Origin of the sequence: Shewanella zhuhaiensis (assembly GCF_022484835.1) — a bacterium.
In the GTDB taxonomy this organism is placed as follows: domain Bacteria; phylum Pseudomonadota; class Gammaproteobacteria; order Enterobacterales; family Shewanellaceae; genus Shewanella; species Shewanella khirikhana.
This window is the reverse complement of sequence record NZ_JAKUDL010000001.1, coordinates 341,425-364,443: the sequence shown is the minus strand read 5'-3', so window position 1 is coordinate 364,443 and position 23,019 is coordinate 341,425. Positions and strand designations below refer to the sequence as shown.

Sequence of the window (23,019 nt, the reverse complement as noted above, 5' to 3'; positions counted from 1 at the left end):
TTTGTCTAATCAGAAGGACACAAGATGCAGACCCTGTCCCAATCCCTCAAACAAAGCGCTATCAGTGAGGAACTTGCCAGCCTGTTAACCGTGCTGGCCAACAGCTCCAAAGACATCAGCCAGGCAGTCCGTCGTGGCGCTCTTGCCGGTGTGCTGGGTGTAGCCGGCACCGAAAACGTGCAGGGTGAAGATCAGAAAAAGCTCGACGTTATCACCAACGACATGCTGAAAGACGCATTGGCTGCCCAGGGTTCGGTGAAGGCGCTGGCCTCTGAAGAAGAAGATGAGATAGTGCCCCTGGCTAACGACGGCCAGTTTCTGGTGTGCTTCGACCCACTGGATGGTTCATCCAATATCGACATCAACTCACTGGTGGGCACCATTTTCTCGGTGCTGCCAGCCCCAAGCGGTGATGTAAGCGAGCAAAGCTTCCTGCAATCAGGTCGCAAACAAGTGGCGGCAGGTTATGTGCTTTACGGCCCATCCACCATGCTGGCGCTGACCACAGGTCAGGGCGTGCAGCTCTTTACCCTCGACCCGGTCAGCGACGACTATCTGCTGACTGTAGATGGGGTGCAAATAAGTAAAGACACCGGCGAGTTCGCCATCAATATGTCCAACCAGCGCTTCTGGGAGCCCGGCATGCAGGCCTATATTGCCGACCTGATTCAGGGCAAAGAAGGCCCGCGCGGCAAGAACTTCAACATGCGCTGGATTGCAGCCATGGTGGGCGATGTGCACAGGGTGCTCTGCCGCGGCGGCCTGTTCACCTACCCCACCGACACCAAGGACCCGAAAAAGCCGTTCAAACTGCGCCTGATGTACGAAGCCAACCCCATGGCATTCTTGGTTGAGCAGGCGGGCGGCAAAGCCAGCACAGGCTATGAGACCATTCTGGATATAGCGCCAAGCGAAATTCACCAGCGCGTGGCGGTAATTTTAGGCTCGGCCAACGAGGTTGATGCCTGTCTCGGTTACCACAAATAAGGTGCAAGTTAGTCTTTAGTGCAATGGCGGCGGCCTTTGATTGGCAAGCCGCCAAATCGCGCTATAATACGCGCCAACCGATTTTCTGAAATCTGATTTCAAATACCGTTAAAGGATATGCAAATGAGCTTGAATGCAGTGCCAGCGGGCAAATCCCTGCCAGATGATATCTATGTAATCATCGAGATCCCACAGAACCACGATCCTATCAAGTACGAAGTGGACAAGGACAGCGGCGCCCTGTTTGTTGACCGCATCATGACTGCTCCTATGTTCTATCCTTGCAACTACGGTTATGTAAACCAGACTCTGAGCCTGGACGGTGACCCAGTTGACGTGCTGGTACCTACCCAATACCCACTGCAGCCTGGCAGCGTGATCCGTTGTCGCCCTGTTGGCGTGCTGAAAATGACCGACGAGTCAGGTGAAGACGCCAAAGTGGTTGCCGTTCCTCACGAGAAAGTGTCCAAAGAATACGGCCACATTCAGGACGTGAACGACCTGCCAGCTCTGCTGAAAGCCCAGATCAAACAGTTCTTCGAACACTACAAGGATCTGGAAGTTGGCAAGTGGGTGAAGGTTGAAAGCTGGGAAGACGCCGCTGCTGCCCGCGAAGAAATCCTCACCAGCGCCGAGCGCTACAACAAGCAAGCCTAATCGGCCTGTTTGCGACACATTGCGTAAGAGCCGACCTCAGGGTCGGCTTTCTTGTGCCTGCCGCCTGGTAACGTGCGGCATACTCACAGTAAAAAGCCGCCCTTAGGCGGCTTTTTGGTCAGGTATTATTGCCTTATACCGGCTCAGTCATCATCACTGGCAACCTGATGGGGGCGCTCGGTCTGATCGACAATCGTCAGCACCGCGGTGTCGCCCACCACGTTACAGGAAGTCAGTACCATATCGATAAGCCTATCCAGCGCGGCCACCAGCGCAAAGGCTTCCACCGGCAAGCCCATCTGGTGGATAAGCACGCCAATCATCACCATGCCGCCGCCAGGTACGCCACCGGCGCCCACAGAAAGCAGGAAGATACTGAATACCAGCGCTGGCAACTGCTCCATGGTAATAGGCATGCCAAAGGCGTTGGCGATAAAGAAAATGGCCACTGTGATATAGATGGACACGCCGCCCATGTTCATGGTGGCGCCCAGCGGCACCCCAAAACCGGCCACGGCGCGGTTCACCTTGAGCTTTTCGGTGAGGGTTCGCATGGTCACCGGAATGGTGGCATTGGAGCTGGCGGTAGAGAGGGAAAACAGGATTTGCTCCTGGGTTTTCTCACGAAACACGCTGGCTTTCACCGGAGTGAACAGCTGCACCGCATAAGGGTAGACCACGAAAATCCACAGCAGCAGCAAGCCAAGAATAAGCACCAGATATTCCATCACACTGAGAAACACCCCGGCTTCCAGGGTAGCGCCCAGTTTAAACATCAGTGCGCCAACACCAATGGGCGCCAGATGCATCACCACCGAAATCAGCTTCATCATGATTTTATTGGCGGTTTGGAACGCCGATACGGCGCCGGCTACATGCTCACCCAGCGACTTGATAACGCCGCCAAGCAGCAAAGCCATAAAAATCACCTGCAGCATATTACCCGACATAAAGGCCGCCACCGGATTGCGGGGCACTATGTCCACCACCAGCGCCATCAGGCTCGGCAGTTCTGTGGCGGTAATGGCCAGCTCTCCGCCGCCGGTCATGTCCACGCCCTTGCCGGGTTCCAGCAACAGCGCAACCGTCAGGGCCGCGAATATAGCCACCAGGGTATTGATGATGTAAAAACCAAAGGTCTTGCCACCGAGGCGGCCGAAGCTTGAGAGATCTTTAAGCTCACACACGCCGCAAACGATGCTGACAAACACCAGTGGCACCACCAGCATCATGATCATGTTGACGAACATGGTGCCAAGGCCCGAGGCGATTTCGACCAGGGTGCCGGAGAAGAAATTGATATCGTGCAGCACATACTGCACCAGAGTGCCGGACAGGAGTCCGATAGCGAGGCCAAGGAAGATCCTGGCCGACAGAGATTTGAACATAGATTGCATGCCTGTGTTGTTATTGTGTCTGGGGTCTGCTGCCCCGTTCGCTCCCGGATAGTGAAACATGCCAGCGGCAATTTCAACGAAAATGTATGGACACAATCCTGCAACCCTATAACAAGCTGAACATAACCTGCTGAAATTTAACAGTTATCACTCAAGTGCAGAAATTTCTGCCTTTACACAGACGCAGCCAATTTTACCAATGGCAAACACTTCCAAAACAACCACTTAAAAACAGCCAGTGGATAAAGCCAAAAACATTAAGTATTGCAGTCGATATAACCAGGCCGAACCCGCGCAACTAAGTAATTCTCTGCATCCACCGCCACCACCAGCCCAGCACGCCATGTTACAGCCAATAAAAAGGCCACCCTGAGGTGGCCTTGGCAGAACAAGGGGATTAACTGAGCCACAGCTCCACGTCGCGGATAATGAAGTTGCCGGTATACACAGGATGAGGCTCACCTAAAGGCTCCAGTTCGAAGAAGGATTTATGCTCTTCGCTCAGGCCCTCAAAGCCGCCAATCACCTGATAAATCCAGCTTTCTGAATCCCATGGCAAGGCTTTTTCCTGCAGGTATTCCAGCGCCGACTGGCGCTTGCCCGAATCTATTACCGCCACAAAGTAGTCTTCCACATCCTGCTTGAGCGGATTTTCCGGAATATCGAAGTCTTCCGCCGCACTCAGCACCACGCTGGTTTCTGCCGCCTTGGTTACAGGCTTTAGATCGAGGCGACTGATGGATTTGATGCGCGCCACCATTTCCATCAGCTCCTGCTCCTGGCTCTGGTTATGCACATCCACATGGGCATCGGCCAGCATGGCCTCGGCGCGGTTAAACAGCATGGGCACCTTGCGGTGAGCCACATGATCCATCGGCTCGTAGTCAGGGTGCATATCTGTGTACAGAAGCCAGCCCCTGAGCAGCCTGGTACGGCCCTGAATTTGGCGGAAGCGACCAAGCAGTTCAAGGAGCCTCGCCTGCACCACGCTGAGCTCCTGAGTACAGTCACTCAGGGTCTCCTGCAGGGTGGTTACCAGCAGTTTTCGAAGCTCACGGATATCAGAGGCGATTTCCCCAAGTTCGCTGAACTGAAACAGCTCCAGGCCGTTCAACAGCTCAGACACCTGGCTCTGGGCCAGTTCGTTCTCACGGATTTTGGCGCTGATGGTACCGACATAACCGAATTCGTTGTTAATCCGCCCCCACAGCACACGGATGGAATAACGAAGGTTTTCGGTAAAGGCGTACACATGCTCACTGAGGTCGGCCAGATACGCCTCGGCGGCGCTGTAGTCAGAGTGGCTGCGCGCCTCCTTGTAGTGGTCGGCCAAGGTCTTGATGGTGGCAAGCGCCGAGCCTACGTTGGCATTGATCTGACGATTGCGCTCATCTTTAAGCCCCTCTTCGAGCAGCGCCCGCACGCTGCGGGTCAGCCTTAGGCCCTCGTCTTCCTCTGGGCGCCACAGAATGCCCGCCTCGGTGAGCTTTTTCAGCACACCGGCATCGGCGTTGGCCTCGTCCACGGCGCCGCTCAGGTACACATCCATCACAGTCTCGGCGTGGCGGCCAAGCATCCTCAGCAGCCGCACCCCGGACTGGTGCAGGTTGCTGCTCATATCAGCTCCCTCTGGGTGGCGGTTTCGGCCTGCGCTTCCAGGTTCAGGCCTTCGGTTTCATCGATAAAGCGAATCACTTCATAGAGATAATCAAGCTTACCCGTGGCGATGTAGATTTGTTTTTCCACGTTGGGGCGGGTCAGGAAGCCAAGCTCCACCAGACGCTTGAACACCAGCTTAAGCTGGGCATCTACGTTACTTGAAGTGGAGCCAAACAGCCGGTACTGGCTGAGTTTGCCAAGCTGCTCGCGAAACGCCGGGGTCTCTTCGATACGGCCCTGGAGTTCAGTCAAACGCACTGGTGCGCCTTCGGTGAGGGGCGCATCCTGGCCGGAGGCCTCCTGCACCAACACCAGCCACTCCACCAGCGGAATGAGCGCCTGGCAGATATCCTTGAACTGGCTGGAAATCACCTTGCGCTCTGCCTCACCCAACTGGGCATAACCGCAGAAAAACACCTCGCCCTCGCCGGCGCTGGCAACAGTGCGGTTGATTTGGTTGAGGTAGGTTTCGATACGCTCACGCACGGCAGGCGACTTGAGCGCACGCCAGCCGTCTTCGTCAGTCACGCGGCAAATAAACTCGCCCCGCAGCAGCCGTTCGATCAGGGCGCCATGACCCACAAGACCTGCACCAGTTCCTGAAAAGTTTGCCTCAGACATTACACCGCCTCCCTGGAAATACGGCTGGCCAGCTTATCGGCGATGGGGTTGCTCTTTGGCTTCACCACCTGAAGCTTGCGGGTTTGCTTGTTGATGATATAGCGGTTTTTAAACAGGCTCAGCACCTCAGACTCAGGGTTCGGGAAGGCCCCCAGCACCGAGATATTGTTGTTCTCGCAGGCATCGAAAATCTTCTTCACGTTGTTGTGGTGCAAGGTACCCAGCTCGTCGATGGGCCAGTGCACTGTCACCTGGGCCGAGCCCCGCAGCAGGCGGGTAAAGGCCAGCAGGAACTTACACAAAATCAGGTATGCCATACCGTGGCTTGAGGATTCATTCAGCTGACGGTCGGTGCGAATAATCAGATCCGAGTTGCCTTCACGCAGACGCAGCTCGATTTCCAGCAGCTTGGCGATACCGCCACTGAGCGCCGCCTTGCCGATGATATCCAGCGCCCGGCGCATACTGTTGGTGTAATGCTCGTCCGGCAAACCGGCAAAGCCATCGCTCTTCCAGCGGCGGAAGGCGGCCACAAACACTTCAAGCTCAGGCCAGAACTCAAGCTCGCTGATCCGCGAGCGAATGCGCACCGCAGATTCAGACACCCCGTCGAGGAACAGTTCCTCGCCCACTTCACGGGTGATGCGGGCACTTTGGGATGCGATACGGCGGTCGATATCCGCCAGCACGTCGTAGAAGGCAGTGAGATCCACCCCGAAGATCCTGCCCTGCTCCCGCAGCGCCATAATCGACTGGGGCACCATCACGTTCAAAAGTTGCTCCAGACTTGGCACCAGCTTACGGTAATCCAGAATACGGATGCCCTTGTCGTTAATAGAGGTGGCCTCTTCCCGGGCTCGCTCCCAGGTTTCGGCAAGGCCAGAGCCCGACTTGGCGGCAATCACGGTATCGAAGTGCTCTACATACTGTTTCACCGAGCCCACCAGATAGTCGCGTTTAAGCAGCAACTCTTCACCCTGACGCAGTCGCTCGCCTATGCTGCCCTGGGCCTCATCGTCGGTAGGCGCCAGCTTAAGGTCGGCCAGTTTACGCAGTAATGAGCGCAGCTTGGTGAGGTTTTCCGAGGCTTCCACCTGGGCGGCATCGGAGGTCTTGCGGCCCGACTCCAGTTCGCTGCGCTGGGTTTTCACCTCAGCAGACAGTCGGGCGAGCTGCTGCTCCAGCTCCGATTGAGCGCGGCGCACCTTGGCCAGCTCCTCGGCGAGCCGTGGCTTGCGGCTAAGCCAGGTATGCTGATACCAGTCTTCGTAGCGCAGTACGTCAGCGCGGCGGCCTTCGGCATCGGCAATCTTGCGCTCAAGAGTGCGGATATCGGCCTTGAGACCCACAATCTTGTCTTCGTCCACACCGCGGGACTTAAGCTCGTTTTTGTACCACTGCTCACAGGCCTTGGTTTCGGCCTTGGCGTTGGCGCGGCGGCTCTCGATACCTGTCTTGACCGAAGCAATCTGGGCATCCAGTGCGCCCACCACTTCCTGCCAGTAGGCATTCTTCTCCATCCGCGCTTCGAGGGACTCTTCCTTGGTCTCCTCCAGCCAGTCCTGATGGTCGCGGCCAAGCTGCTTAAGCTGATGCTCAATGGTCACCAAACGCTTACCGGCCAGTTGCTTACGCTCGGCCAGAGCCTTGTTGACCCTGTCCTGCTCGGCGCGCTTTTCATCGAATAAACGGCGCAGGTCTTCACGGGCATTTTTAAAGGCGGTGCGGGCAAAGGTGAGTTCGCGGGAGAGCTTTTCCAGCTCGCCGTTGATTGTCACCAGCTGCTCTTCGGCGGCTTCCTGCACTTCGCGGGCACTGCCCAGAGCTTCTTCTGCCTTGGCAAGACGGCTTCTGAGTTCCTGCTCACTCTGGGCATATTCGGGAATATCCAGCGCCTTTAAGTCCAGCCCTATGCCGAACAGGCTATTGCCATCAGCGCCACTGTTAGCGTTAAAGGGATGCAGATCGGTGCGATGCAACAGCTCCGGGGCAATCACCTTACCCAGGTGCTCTTCCCAGCCGGGGGCTTCTTTACGCAGAAACTCCAGCAGGGTGTGCGACTGAGGAAAGAGCATGGTCTTGAGCTCGTCCAGCGCATTCTGGCGCTCGCTGACACGGATGCTGGCCAGACGCAGGGCTTCGCTGGCCTGATCGCGGCGGGAACGCAGACGACGCTCTTCCAGCGCCAGACGCTCCACGTTGGCGTTGCTGGCTTCCTGCTCTTCGTCGGCACGTTCAATGCGCTCATCGAACACCGCCAGATTGAGCTTTTCCTCTTCGGTGTAGGTCACCGCATCCTGGCGCAGCTTTTCTTCAGAAGCGGCGAGCTTCAGCTCATATTCTTCTTCACGGAAACGGTTCTTGCCTGCTTCCAGCTGATCGCGCCAGAACTGCTCGAGTTTCTCAAGATCGCTGCGGGCAGCTGCGGCCTGACGCTCACGGGCGTCGCGCTGCTTATCCAGATCCTGATCCAGCACTTCCAGGTCGCGGTTTAACTGCTCAACAATCTTGGAGCGGCGGGCGTTATAGGCAGCCTCTACGTCCTGATGTTTGTCGGTGAGCAGCTTATGGCGCTCGCTTAAGTTTTCAAGGTCGGTGCGCCACAGCGGCAGCTGCTCGAGATCGCCCTTGGCGGTTTCGATGTCGGCATCGAGGAAGGCGCCGTGCTGATCTTCAATCACCTCAAGTTCGTGCTCGAACTTGCTGACATCACCACGGGCGGCGGAGATTTCCTGGTTCAGCTCGTCGCGCTTTTCCTTCCACTCATCATCGAGCTGGCGCAGGCGGAAGTTGTATTCCTTGGAGGCGGTCTGACAGCGCTCCAGCCGCTCGGCCTCCAGCACTTCATCATCCTTATAGCCCTTGTGCAGCCCGGCCAGACGCAGCTCGGCAGACAGCAGTTGATTGAACTCCTGCTCCAGCTTGTCGAACTCTGGACGAATTTCTTCAAATCCGGCAATAAGTTGGCACTCGCGGATCCAGTTTTCCACCTGCTGTGGATTGATGCGCGAGGTCGGCGGATTTACGCCATCTTCTTCCAGAATGGCGGCAATCATGGACTTCACCGTTTCCATCTTGCCTTCTTTGGAGTGCACCGCTTTGGCGAGTTTTTCGATGTGTCTTAAGGTGTGCTCGGCGTCGCACAGGGCAAACTGGCGGGCATAGCTTCTAAGCTCAACCCTGTTGGTGCCGCTCGACAGCAGAGTGCGATCGTTTTGAATAATGGCGCGGTATTCGCGGGTATTGAGCAGATTGGTGTGGGCAATGCCGGCACGTTTCATTTCACGGCCAAGCTCGGCGGCGGTGTGACACACCAGAGCATCGCCGTTACGGGCCTTCACATAGTCGTCCAGCTCGAAGCCCTTGGCGATAAAGCGGTAACTGATACCTTTGCCATCGCCGTTGGAGCTTAATACCGCCTGATACAGCATGCCGTCGCCGCGGCGATATTCGTAAATGATATAGCTGCTGTCGTGGGGCAGGTACCAGCGCTCAAAACTGTCGCGGGTGGAGGGCACCACCCGGCTTGGGTATTCGCCATAAAACACAGGCACCAGTCGCTGCAGTGTGGTCTTGCCCGAGGCATTGGTACCACAGATATTGGTATGGCCGTCGAGGGCCAGCTCGACCACCCCAGGCAAGTGGGTGTCGATAAGCACGATTCGTTGCAAGCTAGACATCTTTATCCTTAAAGCAAAGCGGCCGCAATCTGGCGGCAAGAGGTCGGGATCACGACCAAGGCCCATGGATGGAATACACGCGTTTAGAGGTAAACACCTGAGCGGAGCGAACACACACGGGAAAGGATTATTAAGGTAAAGGAAAGCCCCGTGGATGGCAATCACACGGGGCCTTGAAGCGGCGCCATATCAGGCTTTGCGCACTGTTTGGCGGGAATTTAAGCCAAGCTGTGCGTTACAGGGTGGCGCGGCGCTCTTCGTAGAACTGTGCCATGCCATCGAGGGCGGCTTCATCGAGGGCTCGCAGGCCACTCATCACCAGAGTCTTAACGCCGGTGCCAACCTGCTTACCATCGCTGATAAGGGCAAATTCCAGCGTTACGTCACCACGCTTGCCATCCACGCTGAGGCGGGCATCACTGAGCTCGAGCGCTACCTGATCGAAATCCAGGGTTGTGAGATCGAACGCCATGCTTTCGTAGATCACCAGTGGACGATCGGGGTTAATCATTACCCCGTGCTCACGCATCATGGGCACCAGCACATGAATAAAGTTAAGCCCTGAGAAAGACACATAGCTGCGCACGAAAGACTCGATTTGGGTCGCGCAGCGGCTTACGTCGCCCTGGCGGCTGACGCTGAGGTAAGTCTTATCGCGGCTGTCGCAGATTGGGAAGCTGTCGCCCACCTCGACCGGGAAGTTCAGGCACACGCCCTCGCCTACCATGCCTTCGAACTTGAATTGCATCTTCTGGCTCAGGCCATAGTGGCTCAGCACCAGTGCAAACAAAAGGTCACCGGGCACACAAAAGCGCTTGGCACTTTCGTCATGAATAGGGTTGAAATCTTCTGCAACCCGCTTGGCAAACTCGCTGGCCTGAAAAGGGGAAATCGTTACAGTTTCATCAGTTTGAGTAAAAAAAGGCTCGAGAAACATAGGCAGTGATACACCTGAAATCTTGTTGTGTCGTTTTTTTAGGCCAAGCAGTCTACCTCAATTATGACAATTAACTCACCCGATGACTTGCGCCAGTAAGCAACGCCTGCGACAGCGGCGAGATAAAAGGCTTTTCCAGCAAGGTTTTACCTTTTCATTACAAAGGTAAAGAAATCGGAAATTAAGCTAGTCTTAAGCACTACTCCCTAACCTCAAAACACAAATGATAACTATTGTCATTATCGACAAAAGGGAGACACCATGACCACCATCGCCAAGCCAGCCATCAAGCTGAGCCTGCTGACCAGCGCCCTGCTGGCAAGCTTTGCCGCCACTGCAACCGCCAATGCCGACATCGAGCAGATCAGCATTTTCGGTAAAAAGAACCCCATCAACACAGTGCCAGGCAGCGCCCATCAGCTGAGCCAGGAAGAGCTGGATACCTTCAAGTATTCCGACATCATGCGCACCCTGGCCTCGGTGCCCGGTGTCTATATTCAGGAAGAAGAAGGCTATGGTCTGCGCCCCAATCTTGGCATGCGCGGCACGGGTCAGAACCGCTCAGAAAAGATCACCGTGATGGAAGATGGCGTGCTGGCAGCACCGGCGCCTTATGCTTCACCAGCGGCCTATTACTTCCCAACCTCCGGCCGCATGCAGCAAATTGAAGTGCTCAAAGGCTCTTCTACCGTGAAATACGGCCCGCGCACCACCGGCGGCGTGGTGAACATGGTTTCCCGCCAAATTCCTGATGCCGAACTGGCTGGCGCCCTCGATGTCGCCCTGGGGCAGGACGGTTACGGCAAGTTGCACGCCCACGCCGGTGGTCAGGGCGAACGCATTGGTGCCGTAACCGAAGTGTACCGTTATCAGGCCGATGGTTTCCGCGACATCAACGGCGTTGGCGGTGACACAGGTTTTGTGAAAAACGATCTGCTGGCCAAAGTGGCCATCGACAGCGCTAAAGATGCCAAATACGCCCAGCGGCTGGAACTCAAACTCAAGTATGCCGATGAAGTTTCCGACGAGACCTACATGGGTCTGACTGACGAAGATTATGCCGCCAAGCCATTCAGCCGTTACTCAGCGTCACAAAAAGATGTGATGACCACTGAGCACAAACAGCTGCAACTGAATCATATTATCGACTTCAGCGGCACAGTTAGCCTGGCTACCACCGCCTATTACAACGACTTCAAGCGCAACTGGTACAAAGCCGACAAGGTTAACGGCAAGAGCCTGTCCAAGGGTGGCATTGACGCCGCCAGTGCCTTCGATGCCAACCCTGAAGGTGCCATCGACGTCAGCGTTAAAGCCAATAACCGTGCCTACATTTCTCAGGGTATTCAAACCGAACTGGGACTGCTGCTGGGCGATCACCAGTTGGATATAGGTGTGCGCCTGCATCAGGACGAAATGGACCGCTTCCAGTGGGCCGATATCTACAGTCTGGACGCCAGTCAGCACATGAGCCTGACCAAGGCCGGTGTGCCGGGTACCGACTCTAACCGTATCGACAGCTCCGAAGCCCTGTCTGCTTATGTTCAGGACAGATTCACCCTGGGCGCCTTTACCCTTACCGCCGGTGTGCGCTACGAAGATGTGACCGTAGAGCGTGAAGACTGGGGCAAAACCAACCCTGGCCGTAACGGCGAAGGTAAGCTCAAGGAAAACAGCTTCTCGGCGCTGCTGCCATCGTTGTCTGCCACTTGGCAGCTGACCGACAACACCCTGCTGCTGGCCGGTGTGCAAAAGGGCTTTGCCCCTGCCGCCCCAGGCAATACCGAGGGCCAGGAAGAGGAGAGCTGGAACTACGAGGCGGGTGCGCGCTTTGTGAATGGCAACTTCAATGCCGAAGCCATCGCCTTCTATGGTGATTACAGCAACATGCACGGCAACTGCACCGCCGCCCAGGGCTGTGATGAAGACAAGCTGGACAACCAGTACAACGCCGGCGAAGTAGTGGTGAAAGGGCTGGAATTGTCAGCTGGCCACCAATTCAACACCGAAGGCGCTTTGAGCTTCCCGGTAAAACTGGCGTACACCTACACCAGCACCGAGTTCCAGAACAGTTTCGACTCTGAGTTCGATACCTGGGGTTCAGTGCAGGTGGGTGACGAGTTCAGCTACACCCCTAAGCATCAGCTGTACCTGAGCGCCGGCATCAGCGCCGAGCAGTGGCAGTTGACCCTGGCAGGCCGTTATACCTCGGATATGCGCGCCACTGCGGGTCAGGGTGAGATTGCCGCCGATGACCTGATTGCCGCCAAGACACTGGTTGATCTGTCCGGTCGCTACTTTATTGATAAGCAGCAGGAAGTTTACCTGACAGTGGACAATCTGCTGGATGAAACCTACATGACCACCCGTGCCCATGGCTCGGTGTTTTCCGGCAAACCACGCTCAGTGACGGTCGGATATTCATATAAGTTCTAATCATATAGACAAACGTTCTACAAGGCGGGGCTCAGGCTCCGCCTTTTTTATGCCATAAAAATAAACCTTAAATTTCAATTAATTATCAATTAATGGATGTTAAAAATAAAAAGCCTTACAAATCAAAAGGCTTTACTTTGGCTTTACATTTGTTGATCTGGATCATTAATCCCAATACGAATCGTTTGCATTTGCTTAATCGGTTGTTAGAATCCGCTCCGTTCGATAACCCTCAGATAATAAAACGGGAAAGGGAAATGATGAAAAAGACTCTGATCGCCAGCGCCTTGCTGGGCCTGTTTGCCAGCCAAACTGCCATTGCCGCCGACGACACCGCCGAACTGCGTAAAGTGATTGAACAGCAGCAACAGGTACTGAAGGATCTGGAAAAGCGTCTGGAAGAAACCGAAAAGCGCGTTGAGCAAACTGCCGATGCGGCCGAAGCCAACGCCGACGCCAAGAGCGCAACCACCATCGGTGGTTATGGCGAACTGCACTACAACAACATGGATGACGAGAAAGAAATCGACTTCCACCGCTTTGTGCTGTTCTTCGGTCATGAGTTCACCAAAAAGACCCGTTTCTTCTCTGAGCTGGAACTGGAGCACTCGCTCTCAGGCGAAGGCAAGAAAGGCGAAGTGGAACTGGAACAGGCTTATATCGAGCATGACTTCAGTGACGCCCTGACCGCCAAAGCCGGTCTGTTCCTGCTGCCAGTGGGCATCCTTAACGAAACCCACGAACCCAACACCTTCTACGGTGTTGAGCGTAACCCGGTTGAGAAAGACATTCTGCCTACCACCTGGTGGGAAGGTGGTCTGGCACTGAACATCAAGGCCGCCCCTGGCCTCGCTTTCGACGCTGCCGTGACCTCTGGCCTGAAAGTGAAAGATGATTACAAGGTGCGTGGTGGCCGTCAGAAGGTGTCTGAAGCCAATGCCGACGCCCTTGCCTACACTGGCCGCGTGAAGTACACCGGCATTGCCGGTCTGGAACTGGCCGCCACCGCCCAGTACCAAAGCGATCTGACCCAGGGCAAGGACGGCGTGGATGAAGCCTCTGCCACCCTGCTGGAAGCCCACGGTATTTACACCATTGGTGGCTTCACCGTGCGTGCCCTGTATGCCCAGTGGAACATCGATGGCGTTGAAGCCGAGCTGCTTGGCCGCGACAGCCAGAAGGGCTGGTACATAGAGCCTTCTTATCGCTTCAACAACGAATTCGGCATCTTCGCCCGTTACAACGAGTGGGACAACGAAGCCGGTAACAGCGATGACACCACCAAGAAGGTAACCAGCGTTGGTATCAACTACTGGCTGCACGAAAACGTAGTGTTCAAGGCCGACTACGAGAAGCAGAGCGGTAAGCTCGATGCCGATGGCTTCAACCTGGGTGTTGGCTACCAGTTCTAAGTTTGTGATTCCAAGGGGCTTCGGCCCCTTTTGCTTTACGGGTCAACACCATGAAAAAACTGCTATTTCTTTGCCTCTGCTTACTCTTCCCTCTGGCACAGGCAGAAACGGTTTATCAGAGCAACGATGCCTTTATCAGCGCGAGTTTGGGCACCCTGCCCAAGGCACAGGTGCTGTGGCTGAATGACACCCAAAAGGCCGACATCGAGTCGATTCTGGCCCACAGGTTCAATAAGCTCAGGCTGCGTTACTGGCGCGATGGTGGCCAAACCGTGTGGATCATGGATGAAATTGGCAAGGAATCCCCCATTACCGTGGGTATTCATGTCAGCGGCGGCAAGATTATCAAGACCCAGGTACTGGTTTATCGCGAAAGCCGCGGCGATGAAGTCAGGCATGACTTCTTTACGGATCAATTCAAATCCGCCACACTGACGCCCTCATTGGAATTGGATCGCAGCATCGACGGCATCACGGGTGCCACCCTGTCGGTAAAAGCCCTGACCAAGCTTTCCCGCATTGCCCTGTATCTGGATGCTGCCGTACAAACTCAGCCTTGATTGACCGGATGAATCGACGCCATCACAACCGGGCCGCCACCCACACAGGCCATCAAATACGAAAATCCATTCGCCCCTGGCATCGCCGCCTTGGCTTGCTCGGGGCGCTGTTCCTCATGCTGCTTACCCTCACAGGCGTGGCCATTAATCATGCCGATGGTTGGGGGCTTGCCCATGCCAAGGTGCGCATTGGCTGGCTGCTGGATTACTATGGTATTCAGGCGCCAGCCCAAAGCCGCCAGTTCGATGATTTAGGGGTAACCGACAACCTGCTGTGGCAGCAACAGCGGCTGCTGTTGGAAGCCAGACGCCCGCTACTGGCTGCGGGACACGTAAATTCAATGATTGTCGCCATCGATGCCGAGCAGCTGTATTTGCTTAGCAGCGACGGCGAACTGCTGGAAACCCAGGATAAGAGCACCGGCCTACCTACGCCCTTAAGTGGCCTCGCCATCGAAGGCAGCACCCAGGTGTGGCTCAAAGGCGAGAAAGGCCAATATCTGGCCGATGAAGACTTTCTTGAGTGGCGCCAGGCCACAAGCTTTGTGCCTCTTAACTGGCTTGAGGGCAGCACAGCTTCTGAAGCGCTACTGCTTCAGGCCCGCAGCGCCAACCTGACCTGGGAGCGACTGCTGCTGGACCTGCACAGCGGCCGCCTGTTTGGCAGCTGGGCCATCTGGCTTTGGGATCTGCTGGCAGCTTGCTTTGTCTTTTTATCCTTAAGCGGACTCTACATCTGGTGGAGCCAGCGCCCGAGACGCAAATAGCCGTCGCCAGATAAAAAAAGACCCGGCTGCAAGAGCCGGGTAAAAGCAACAGGGCACTGGGCCCAATTGAGGCGATGGTGGATGTGCGAGCACATCAGGAGGCCGGAGTTGGCCGCCGCAGCAATCGACGCCACAGGGAAGGCCTGCTCACTTGCGAAGCATGAACTTCCAGAGCTTGCACTTCCTTTTTGGGCGAGGCCGCCAGCCACAGGCTGCTGACCCACACACTGCGATAGGCTTTCATCGAAAATCCTCCAAAGCTGAGATGTGGCTCAAGGTATCGCCGCCGCCGGAATAAGTAAAATGAATCTATTCCATTGCAGCCATTCCAAATCGGCATGAACATTCCTATCAAGAACTTACACTGCTTTGTGACCCTGGCAGAGACCGGCAGTTTTACTCAGGCCGCTGAAAAGCTGCATCTGACTCAGCCAACGCTCAGCAAAATGATCCAACGGCTTGAAGATCATTGGCAGCAACAACTGGTGATCCGCGCCACCCAGGGGCTGGCACTGACCCAGGCAGGAGAACTGCTGCTGACGCGATCCCGTGAGATCCTTGGCCACTGGCATTTGCTCGATCAGGACTTGTCACACCTCAGTGGCGTGCAGCGGGGATATTTGCGCTTGGGCGTGTGCCCCATGATGAGCAGCCTGGTGATAGAGCACCTCACTGCCTTTCGCGCCCGCTACCCCGGCATCAAGCTGGAAATGTTTGAATACGGCGGCTTTGGCTGCGAGCAGGCGCTGCTGGCCAACACCCTCGATATCGCCTTCACCGCCCTGCCGGCCACCCATGAAGATGAGCTGACCGCTCAGCCACTGACGGCCTATCCGCTGCTGGCGTGCCTGCCTCACTCTCATCCACTCGCAGAAAAAGCGGCGCTGGACTGGGGCGATTTCGGCTCTCATCCTTTCATCATGTACAACCAGGACTTTGCACTGGCGAAACTGCTGGACAGGCTGGCAAAACAGGCGGGAGTCGAGCTGAACGTGGCCTATCGCAGCGGCCAGTGGGACTTTCTGGCCACCATGGTGGAAGCCAAAATGGGGCTGGCTATTCTGCCTGCCCCCATTTGCGAGAAGTTAACCGATAAGGCGCTGAGCTTTCGGCCGTTAACCGGCGGCCACACCTGGGATCTGGCACTTATCTGGCGCAGCCATATGCGCCTGACCCCAGCGGCTGACGCCTTCCTGTCACTGAGCCGCGAGCGGCTTAAGACCAGCGTCTAAAGCAGCCACTGCTCGTCAGGTGGCAGAATAAGCAGGTTGCAGCGCACCCTATGCACTATGGCCTCGGCCGTGCTGCCAATCATGGCGCCAAACAGGCCTTCACGCTTACGTGCACCCAGCACCAGATACTTGGCCTTGAGGCTCGAACTTAACTGATACAGGCACAGCTCAGGCGAGCCGGTCACCAGGTGGATTTGCTCTGCCGGCAACCCGGTTTGCTGCAAAATGTGCTGATATTTATCGTGGGCGGCCTTCAGGATTTCCTGGGGTGCGACCAAATCCATATCGCGCAAAATGGTGGGCACTCTCACCACGCAGGCCAGATGCAGCGGTAAACCCAGCGCCTCGGCGAGCTGCTTGCCATGGCTCAGTACCAATCGATTGAGCAACTGCTTATCTTCACTCTGTGCACCCAGGTCCACTGCCATTAATACACAGCGGCCACGGGCGAGCGGATTGTTGGTCAGCAGCATCAAGGGAGTGCGGGTGTGGCGAATGAGGTGCCAGTCGTTAGGCTCGGGGGCCTCTGCGCCCTCGATGCCTTTGATAATCAGGGAGTAACCTTCTTTGGCTGCGCAGTCGATGGCATGTTCATGCAGCCGCTTGCACCACAGGGTTTCCAGCGGCGTATCGCCCTGTCCCAACTCACCGAGATGAGCAGCGACTTCATCGTGGCGCTGCTGGGTGAGTGTTTGCTTGGCAGCGCCAGCCAAGCGAGGATTATAGTATTCAGCTCCGGAAAAATAGGCGTGGGTGTATGCATACACCTTGGGTGCCATGTTCAGCGCGGCGGCGAGCGCCAACCCATCTTTCAGCGTATCGGTTTTGCCTTCCTGACACTGAGCTACAACAAGTGCTTTGTCCATATGAATCCCTCCCGTACAACCCTGGTATTCAGGCGCCTGGCGCCCTCTCCTACGCGGGAATAGTCCTTCCCCCAGTTTCCATACTAGGCGCAGTTGCTTTATTTAATCTGAATTTCCCTTCTTTATTTGTGGAAATTGGCCATAAAAAAACCCGCCACAGGGGCGGGTTTTTATTCGCAGAAGTATTAATTACTTCTTAGCGGCGTTCTTGGCCTTGGTCTCAGCAATCACAGTCTCAGCAACGTTGGCTGGACATGGGTTGTAGTGAGAGAACTCCATGGAGAACTGACCACGACCAGAGGTCATGGTACGCAGGTGACCGATGTAACCGAACATTTCGGCCAGCGGTACGTCTGCCTTAACGCGAACACCAGTCAGACCAGCTTCCTGATCCTTGATCATGCCGCGACGACGGTTCAGGTCACCAATTACGTCACCTACGTGATCGTCTGGAGTGAACACGTCAACCTTCATGATAGGCTCGAGCAGCTGTGGCTTGGCCTTAGGCATAGACTGACGGAATGCACCTTTAGCGGCGATTTCGAACGCGATGGCAGAGGAGTCAACTGCGTGGTAAGCACCGTCAAACAGTTCAACTTCAACGTCCAGCACTGGGAAGCCAGCCAGAGGACCTTCGCTCATCATGTCTTCGAAGCCAGACTCAACAGCAGGCCAGAATTCACGAGGAACGTTACCACCAACTACGGCAGACTTAAAGGTGAAGCCGCTGCCTACTTCGCCTGGACGGATACGGTAGTCAATCTTACCGTACTGACCAGAACCACCAGACTGCTTCTTGTGAGTGTAGCTGTCTTCGATGGCGGCAGTGATGGTTTCACGGTAGGCCACCTGAGGAGCGCCTACAGTCAGGTCAACACCGAAGGTACGCTTCAGGATGTCTACCTTGATGTCCAGGTGCAGTTCACCCATACCTTTCAGGATGGTGTCACCGGTTTCCTGGTCGGTTTCAACCTGGAATGATGGATCTTCAGCAACCATCTTACCCAGAGCAACACCCAGCTTCTCAGAAGCACCTTTGTCCTTCGGAGTCACAGCAATAGAGATTACTGGAGTTGGGAAGATCATAGGTTCGAGAGTACATTCGTGCTTAGGATCACACAGGGTGTGACCAGTCTGAACGTTCTTCATACCTACAACCGCGATGATGTCACCAGCTTGAGCGCTGTCGATTTCGTTACGGTCGTTGGCGTGCATCTCAACCATACGGCCGATACGCTCAGTCTTACCGGTAGCAGAGTTCAGGATGGTGTCACCCTTCTTCAGCTTACCAGAGTAGATACGGATAAAGGTCAGGGCGCCGAAACGGTCATCCATGATCTTAAACGCCAGAGCGCGGAAAGGCTCGTCTACAGAAACAGTAGCAACCTTGCCAGTTTCTTCACCAGTCTCTGGGTCAGTCAGAGGCTGTGGGTCAACTTCAGTTGGAGAAGGCAGGTAGTCTACTACCGCATCCAACAGCAGCTGCATACCTTTGTTCTTGAACGCAGAGCCACAGAAAGTGGGGAAGAAAGACAGGTTGATGGTACCCTTACGGATACAACGCTTCAGGTCTTCGATAGAAGGCTCTTCACCTTCCATGTAAGCTTCCATCAGATCGTCGTCCTGCTCAACGGCAGTCTCAACCAGCATTTCACGGTATTCTTCAACCAGATCAACCATGTCAGCAGGAATGTCAGTCACGGTGTAGTTTTCTGGCAGACCGGTGTCATCCCATACGAAAGCCTGACGGTTCAGTACGTCTACAACGCCTGTGAATTCGTCTTCGCGGCCGATAGGCAGAGTCATTACCAGCGGGTTGGCAGCCAGTACACGCTTAACCTGACCAACAACGCGCAGGAAGTCAGCACCGATACGGTCCAGCTTGTTTACGAAGATCAGACGAGCTACTTCAGACTCGTTAGCATAACGCCAGTTGGTTTCTGATTGTGGTTCTACACCGCCGCTACCGCAGAATACACCAACACCACCATCCAGAACCTTCAGAGAACGATAAACTTCAACGGTGAAGTCAACGTGGCCGGGGGTGTCGATTACGTTAAAGCGGTGACCTTTCCAGAAACAGGTGGTGGCAGCAGACTGAATGGTAATACCACGCTCAGCTTCTTGATCCATGAAGTCCATGGTAGAGGCGCCGTCGTGTACTTCACCCAGTTTGTGGATTTTACCGGTCAGCTTAAGGATACGCTCGGTGGTCGTGGTTTTACCCGCGTCAACGTGAGCGAAAATACCAATGTTTCTGTATTTTGATAAATCGGTCATGATTCAACTTTTTTGCTTGGTTTATAAAGTAGACGGAGTATGCCACAAAAAAGCAGCAGACCACACATCAGGATTCGAGGCGCATATTGTAATTGGGAAGGACGCCCGGCGCAAACTGCTTAGGCATTTTTTAGCTGACAAAACAGAGGCTACAGAAAACAGCCAAATAAAAACGGTTAAAAATCAACCTTAAAGGCCGCTTGGGCATAGTTGAAATTTGGTGGAATTTTTAAGCAACACTGTGACAGGACACGGCTTTTCTCATGCTTTCGTTGCTGTTCAGGCGGCACCGGATGAGATGCGGCCGAAGCGGAAGTTGCCCCTGCCCTGCTCTTTGACTTCGTACATGGCCACGTCGGCAGCTTCCAACAACTCTTCCAGGCTGTGGCCATGATGAGGGTACACGGCAATACCGACACTGGCGCCAACATCGCAGGTAAGATTCCCACGCACCATCACAGGCTTGGACACCTGCAGCAGGATTTCCTGCGCTAATTGCCTGAGTTTGTTGTAATCCTTATCGACACCATTCACGCCAATCAGGAATTCATCTCCACCCCAACGGATTGCCACACCGTCTCCGGCGAGCCGCTGCAATCGGTCTGCCACCGCTTTGAGTACAGTATCGCCAGCCTCGTGACCATAAATATCGTTAATGGGCTTAAAGCGGTCCAGATCGATAAGCATCAGCCCCATCATGCCGCGGGTCTGGTCGGCCTTACGCATCATTTCAGACAAAATCCGCTCACCGGCACGGCGGTTTTTCAGCTGGGTCAGCAGGTCGTGTTCGGCCTCAAAGCGGATCATACGTTCGCGGTAAGTACGCTCGGTAATGTCGTACATCATGATTTCAATCAGCAGATCCGATACCCCTTCGGTATCCTCCACCTTGGAGAACAGACAATGCACCCACTTAAGCGACTCGGCCTGCTCAGTACGCAGCTGCAGCTCCATCTCCACATGGTTTAAGTTGACGTTCTGCCGCAGCTCCTTGAGGAAGGTTTCAAGCTCGAACTCCTCTTCAAACCAGCTAACCAGAAACGGTTTGGATTCCAGCGACTTGGTACCGCATAAGCGCTCAAACGCCTCGTTGGCCACCAGCAGCTGATTTTGCTTATCGATAAGGCATATCCCGGCGCTGGCACGCTCGAAAATCAGCCTGAATTTGCGCTCCAGCAGCTCGGTTTTTTCACGCATGCTGCGCTCTTTATCGATGGACTGATTCAGGTTGCCAACAAGGGCATTAATCCCCCGTACCAGACTGCCAATTTCATCTTGCTCGTGATATCGCGGCACCTGCAGCGGGTCGTCCTGCCCCGGGCTGATTTGCTCAAAATCGCCGGTGAGCTTTTTTAAGGGCGCGGTCAGCGTTTTATGCACCAGAATCGATACCAGCACCGCAATCAAAGCCGATTGCAGCGCCAATACCCAGGCCTGCTTGAGCGCCACCTCGGTGGCCCGCGACTCGATATAACGGCTGTTGGGCATCAGCTTGAGGCGGCCAAGCACCTCCCCTGCAAAGAAGGGATGGGGGATTTCGTATTCCAGCAGCGCATCGGCGCCATCGTGCTTAAAGCCTTTGGAGCTGACCCAATCTCCGCTGCCGGTGGTAAGCAGTGCGCCGGCAATCAAGTCGTTGACTTCAAGACCTTCAACAATCTCGCGCCCAAGCTCCGCATCCTGCACATACAGGGCGATTGAGGCAGTTTTTTGCACTGTCATTGCAATTTGGGAGATTTGACTGCGGGCCTCAAGGTACTTGCTGCTTTTGGCGTCCATAAAGAAATACAGACAGGCCACCACCGCGGCCACAAATGCTCCCAGGCCGATGGAAATTGCCACCTTGATGTACAGCTTCTGGCGATTAAGGATCAAACTTATGCACCACCTTCAGGCTCTGATTCAACTCGCTGCCACGGACAAAGGTAATGCCCGAGGGCGTGCTTTGCATCTTCTCGGCCAGTGCCTCATCCGAGTCCACTTCCTGGGGCTGGGTTACCCGCCCGGAAAACTGCAATCGGGCCCAATAAGCACTAACCTGGGCCAGGCTGCGGTCTACAAGCTGGCGGTAAAACTCTTCCCGCAGCGCTTCGTCACTGGCGTTGTCGAATACGGTCACTTCGTCACCATTGGGAAAGGTGTCGTAACGGCCCATAAAAATATCCACCAGCTCATGGTGACTGAGCTGCTCAACCTTGCTGCCGGCATTGACGACCACGTACAGCGAATCGTCTCCCCTCGCAGGAGCCGCGACCAACCAGGCAATCATGATATGCGTCAATAATTTCATGGCTAGAAGGTAAAGCTCAGGTTGATTGAAAACAGATCCACCGAGTCATCATGACCCATAGGCAAATCCCGTACCCACAAGCTGGAGCCCTTTTCGCCGACTTCAGTGTGATCCCACTGCAGCTTGAGCGCCATATCTTCATAAAAGTCCCAGCGCACCCCCAGGGTGTAGCTGGTTTGGTCCAGCCGTGACACTTCATAGGTGTACTGCGCCGCCTGATACAAACCCATCAATTGCGCCTGCTGCTGTGCTGGCAGCAACGGCAGTATTTGCGGCTGGGGCAATACATCTGCATCCTCGGTATTGGAAACAGCGGCAATCACGCCATAAAAGGTAAAGTCATTGATTCGGCGGCCAAGGCTCACATAACCGGAGACATAAGGTTGTAACAGCTTCCAGTCGGTTTCTGTGTAACCGAGCTCAGATTGCACCAGCCAGATGCCATCATCATATTGAGCCCCGAGAGCGTAATAACGGGACTGGCGATCGACAAACTCAATTTCATCGGCGATTGCGGCAGCCTCGGGCCACAGCTGGGGCGGTAAGGTTCGCAGGGCATACAGCAACTGGTAGGCGTCATAGTTCGTTCCCGTGGTAGAGGCTTCGGCCACGGCCGCCCTTACTAACCAATCGGTTCCCGACAGCGACAGGGTTACAGCTGTGATGTTATCGAGTTCTATCTCAATTTGCTGCTCTGCCCCCTGCAAGGCGGCATCGGTACTGCCATAGGCGAGCTTGGCTTCAAACATGGTGTCGCCAAAGCGGGTGCGATAGCTAATGTCGGCGCCATCGTAGCGGGAGATAGAGGAGATAAGATTGTAGAACTCGGGCACAGGCCTGACCCACGGATAGGCGTAGGACACGTCCCGGTATTCGGTGAGCATGTAAAGATCCAGCCCCAGACGGCCGACCCGGAACGCCCAATCGCGGTTGGGGCGGTAGCGCAGAAACAGCCATTCGAGATTATCAGCTGTCTCGTCGCTGACTCTGTCTTTGAAAACCATTTGCGCGACTGCATCGAAACCGCCCGGAAGATCGGCGTTCAGCTGCAGCCCCAACATGGTATCGCCGGCGGTGGACCAACCCTGTCCCACGGCTTCCATGGTGTAATCACGGTGAAAACCCAAACTATCACTGCTGTTGTACAGGGCGCCAATACTGCCAAAGCCACTGAAGCTGATGTTGGGTTCCGCGTATGCCATTCCCGCTGACATCGTGCCAAGCAGGCCGATCGTCAA

The 23,019-nt window shown here is 55.2% G+C and carries 17 protein-coding genes; 7 read left to right on the top strand and 10 right to left on the bottom strand.

Annotated elements, in window-relative coordinates:
- Window positions 1–24: 24 nt before the first annotated feature.
- Window positions 25–987, top strand: coding sequence for a class 1 fructose-bisphosphatase (locus MJ923_RS01495; RefSeq protein WP_240589603.1), 963 nt, complete (start codon window positions 25–27; stop codon window positions 985–987).
- A gap of 123 nt (window positions 988–1,110) precedes the next feature.
- A complete protein-coding gene (ppa, locus tag MJ923_RS01490; RefSeq protein ID WP_126165766.1) occupies window positions 1,111–1,644 on the top strand; it encodes an inorganic diphosphatase in 534 nt (177 codons plus the stop codon).
- A 143-nt stretch (window positions 1,645–1,787) separates the two neighbouring features.
- Here the strand turns inward: ppa and MJ923_RS01485 are convergent, their stop codons facing one another.
- From MJ923_RS01485 to MJ923_RS01465, 5 genes are all read right to left on the bottom strand, one after another.
- On the bottom strand, window positions 1,788–3,032 hold the full coding sequence (locus tag MJ923_RS01485) for a dicarboxylate/amino acid:cation symporter (protein ID WP_126165765.1): 1,245 nt from the start codon (window positions 3,030–3,032) through the stop codon (window positions 1,788–1,790).
- Window positions 3,033–3,438: 406 nt separating this feature from the next.
- The gene (locus tag MJ923_RS01480) at window positions 3,439–4,659 is read right to left on the bottom strand and encodes a phosphoenolpyruvate carboxylase (RefSeq protein WP_240589602.1); all 1,221 of its coding nucleotides are present in this window, start codon (window positions 4,657–4,659) and stop codon (window positions 3,439–3,441) included.
- On the bottom strand, window positions 4,656–5,321 hold the full coding sequence (locus MJ923_RS01475; RefSeq protein ID WP_240589601.1) for a hypothetical protein: 666 nt from the start codon (window positions 5,319–5,321) through the stop codon (window positions 4,656–4,658). Before MJ923_RS01475 ends, MJ923_RS01480 begins: the two co-directional genes overlap by 4 nt.
- Entirely contained in the window at window positions 5,321–9,001 is a 3,681-nt protein-coding gene (locus tag MJ923_RS01470; RefSeq protein WP_240589600.1) for an ATP-binding protein, read from the bottom strand. Before MJ923_RS01470 ends, MJ923_RS01475 begins: the two co-directional genes overlap by 1 nt.
- 235 nt (window positions 9,002–9,236) lie before the next feature.
- Window positions 9,237–9,938: a DUF3581 domain-containing protein gene (locus MJ923_RS01465; RefSeq protein ID WP_240589599.1), complete on the bottom strand. Its 702-nt coding sequence runs from the start codon at window positions 9,936–9,938 to the stop codon at window positions 9,237–9,239.
- 261 nt (window positions 9,939–10,199) lie between these two features.
- Between MJ923_RS01465 and MJ923_RS01460 the strand changes: the two genes are divergently transcribed.
- The 5 genes from MJ923_RS01460 (at window position 10,200) to MJ923_RS01440 (ending at window position 16,345) form a co-directional block, all read left to right on the top strand.
- A complete protein-coding gene (locus MJ923_RS01460; RefSeq protein WP_240589598.1) occupies window positions 10,200–12,374 on the top strand; it encodes a TonB-dependent receptor family protein in 2,175 nt (724 codons plus the stop codon).
- A gap of 260 nt (window positions 12,375–12,634) precedes the next feature.
- Complete coding sequence (locus tag MJ923_RS01455; RefSeq protein ID WP_240590225.1) at window positions 12,635–13,786, top strand: porin; 1,152 nt, start codon at window positions 12,635–12,637, stop codon at window positions 13,784–13,786.
- A 50-nt stretch (window positions 13,787–13,836) separates the two neighbouring features.
- Window positions 13,837–14,346, top strand: coding sequence for an FMN-binding protein (locus MJ923_RS01450; RefSeq protein WP_240589597.1), 510 nt, complete (start codon window positions 13,837–13,839; stop codon window positions 14,344–14,346).
- An 8-nt stretch (window positions 14,347–14,354) separates the two neighbouring features.
- A complete protein-coding gene (locus MJ923_RS01445; RefSeq protein ID WP_240589596.1) occupies window positions 14,355–15,113 on the top strand; it encodes a PepSY domain-containing protein in 759 nt (252 codons plus the stop codon).
- 338 nt (window positions 15,114–15,451) lie between these two features.
- Window positions 15,452–16,345, top strand: coding sequence for a LysR family transcriptional regulator (locus tag MJ923_RS01440; RefSeq protein WP_240589595.1), 894 nt, complete (start codon window positions 15,452–15,454; stop codon window positions 16,343–16,345).
- On the opposite strand, the gene MJ923_RS01435 is transcribed toward MJ923_RS01440, so the two are convergent.
- From MJ923_RS01435 to MJ923_RS01415, 5 genes are all read right to left on the bottom strand, one after another.
- On the bottom strand, window positions 16,342–17,211 hold the full coding sequence (locus MJ923_RS01435; RefSeq protein WP_240589594.1) for a universal stress protein: 870 nt from the start codon (window positions 17,209–17,211) through the stop codon (window positions 16,342–16,344). The two genes, MJ923_RS01440 and MJ923_RS01435, sit on opposite strands and share 4 nt — an antisense overlap.
- A 189-nt stretch (window positions 17,212–17,400) precedes the next feature.
- Window positions 17,401–19,491, bottom strand: a complete 2,091-nt coding sequence (gene fusA, locus MJ923_RS01430; protein ID WP_240589593.1) for an elongation factor G — start codon at window positions 19,489–19,491, stop codon at window positions 17,401–17,403.
- A gap of 279 nt (window positions 19,492–19,770) precedes the next feature.
- Entirely contained in the window at window positions 19,771–21,366 is a 1,596-nt protein-coding gene (locus MJ923_RS01425; RefSeq protein ID WP_240589592.1) for a sensor domain-containing diguanylate cyclase, read from the bottom strand.
- Window positions 21,356–21,781, bottom strand: a complete 426-nt coding sequence (locus MJ923_RS01420; protein WP_240589591.1) for a type 2 periplasmic-binding domain-containing protein — start codon at window positions 21,779–21,781, stop codon at window positions 21,356–21,358. Before MJ923_RS01420 ends, MJ923_RS01425 begins: the two co-directional genes overlap by 11 nt.
- 2 nt (window positions 21,782–21,783) lie before the next feature.
- A complete protein-coding gene (locus MJ923_RS01415; protein WP_240589590.1) occupies window positions 21,784–22,983 on the bottom strand; it encodes a hypothetical protein in 1,200 nt (399 codons plus the stop codon).
- Window positions 22,984–23,019: the final 36 nt, after the last annotated feature.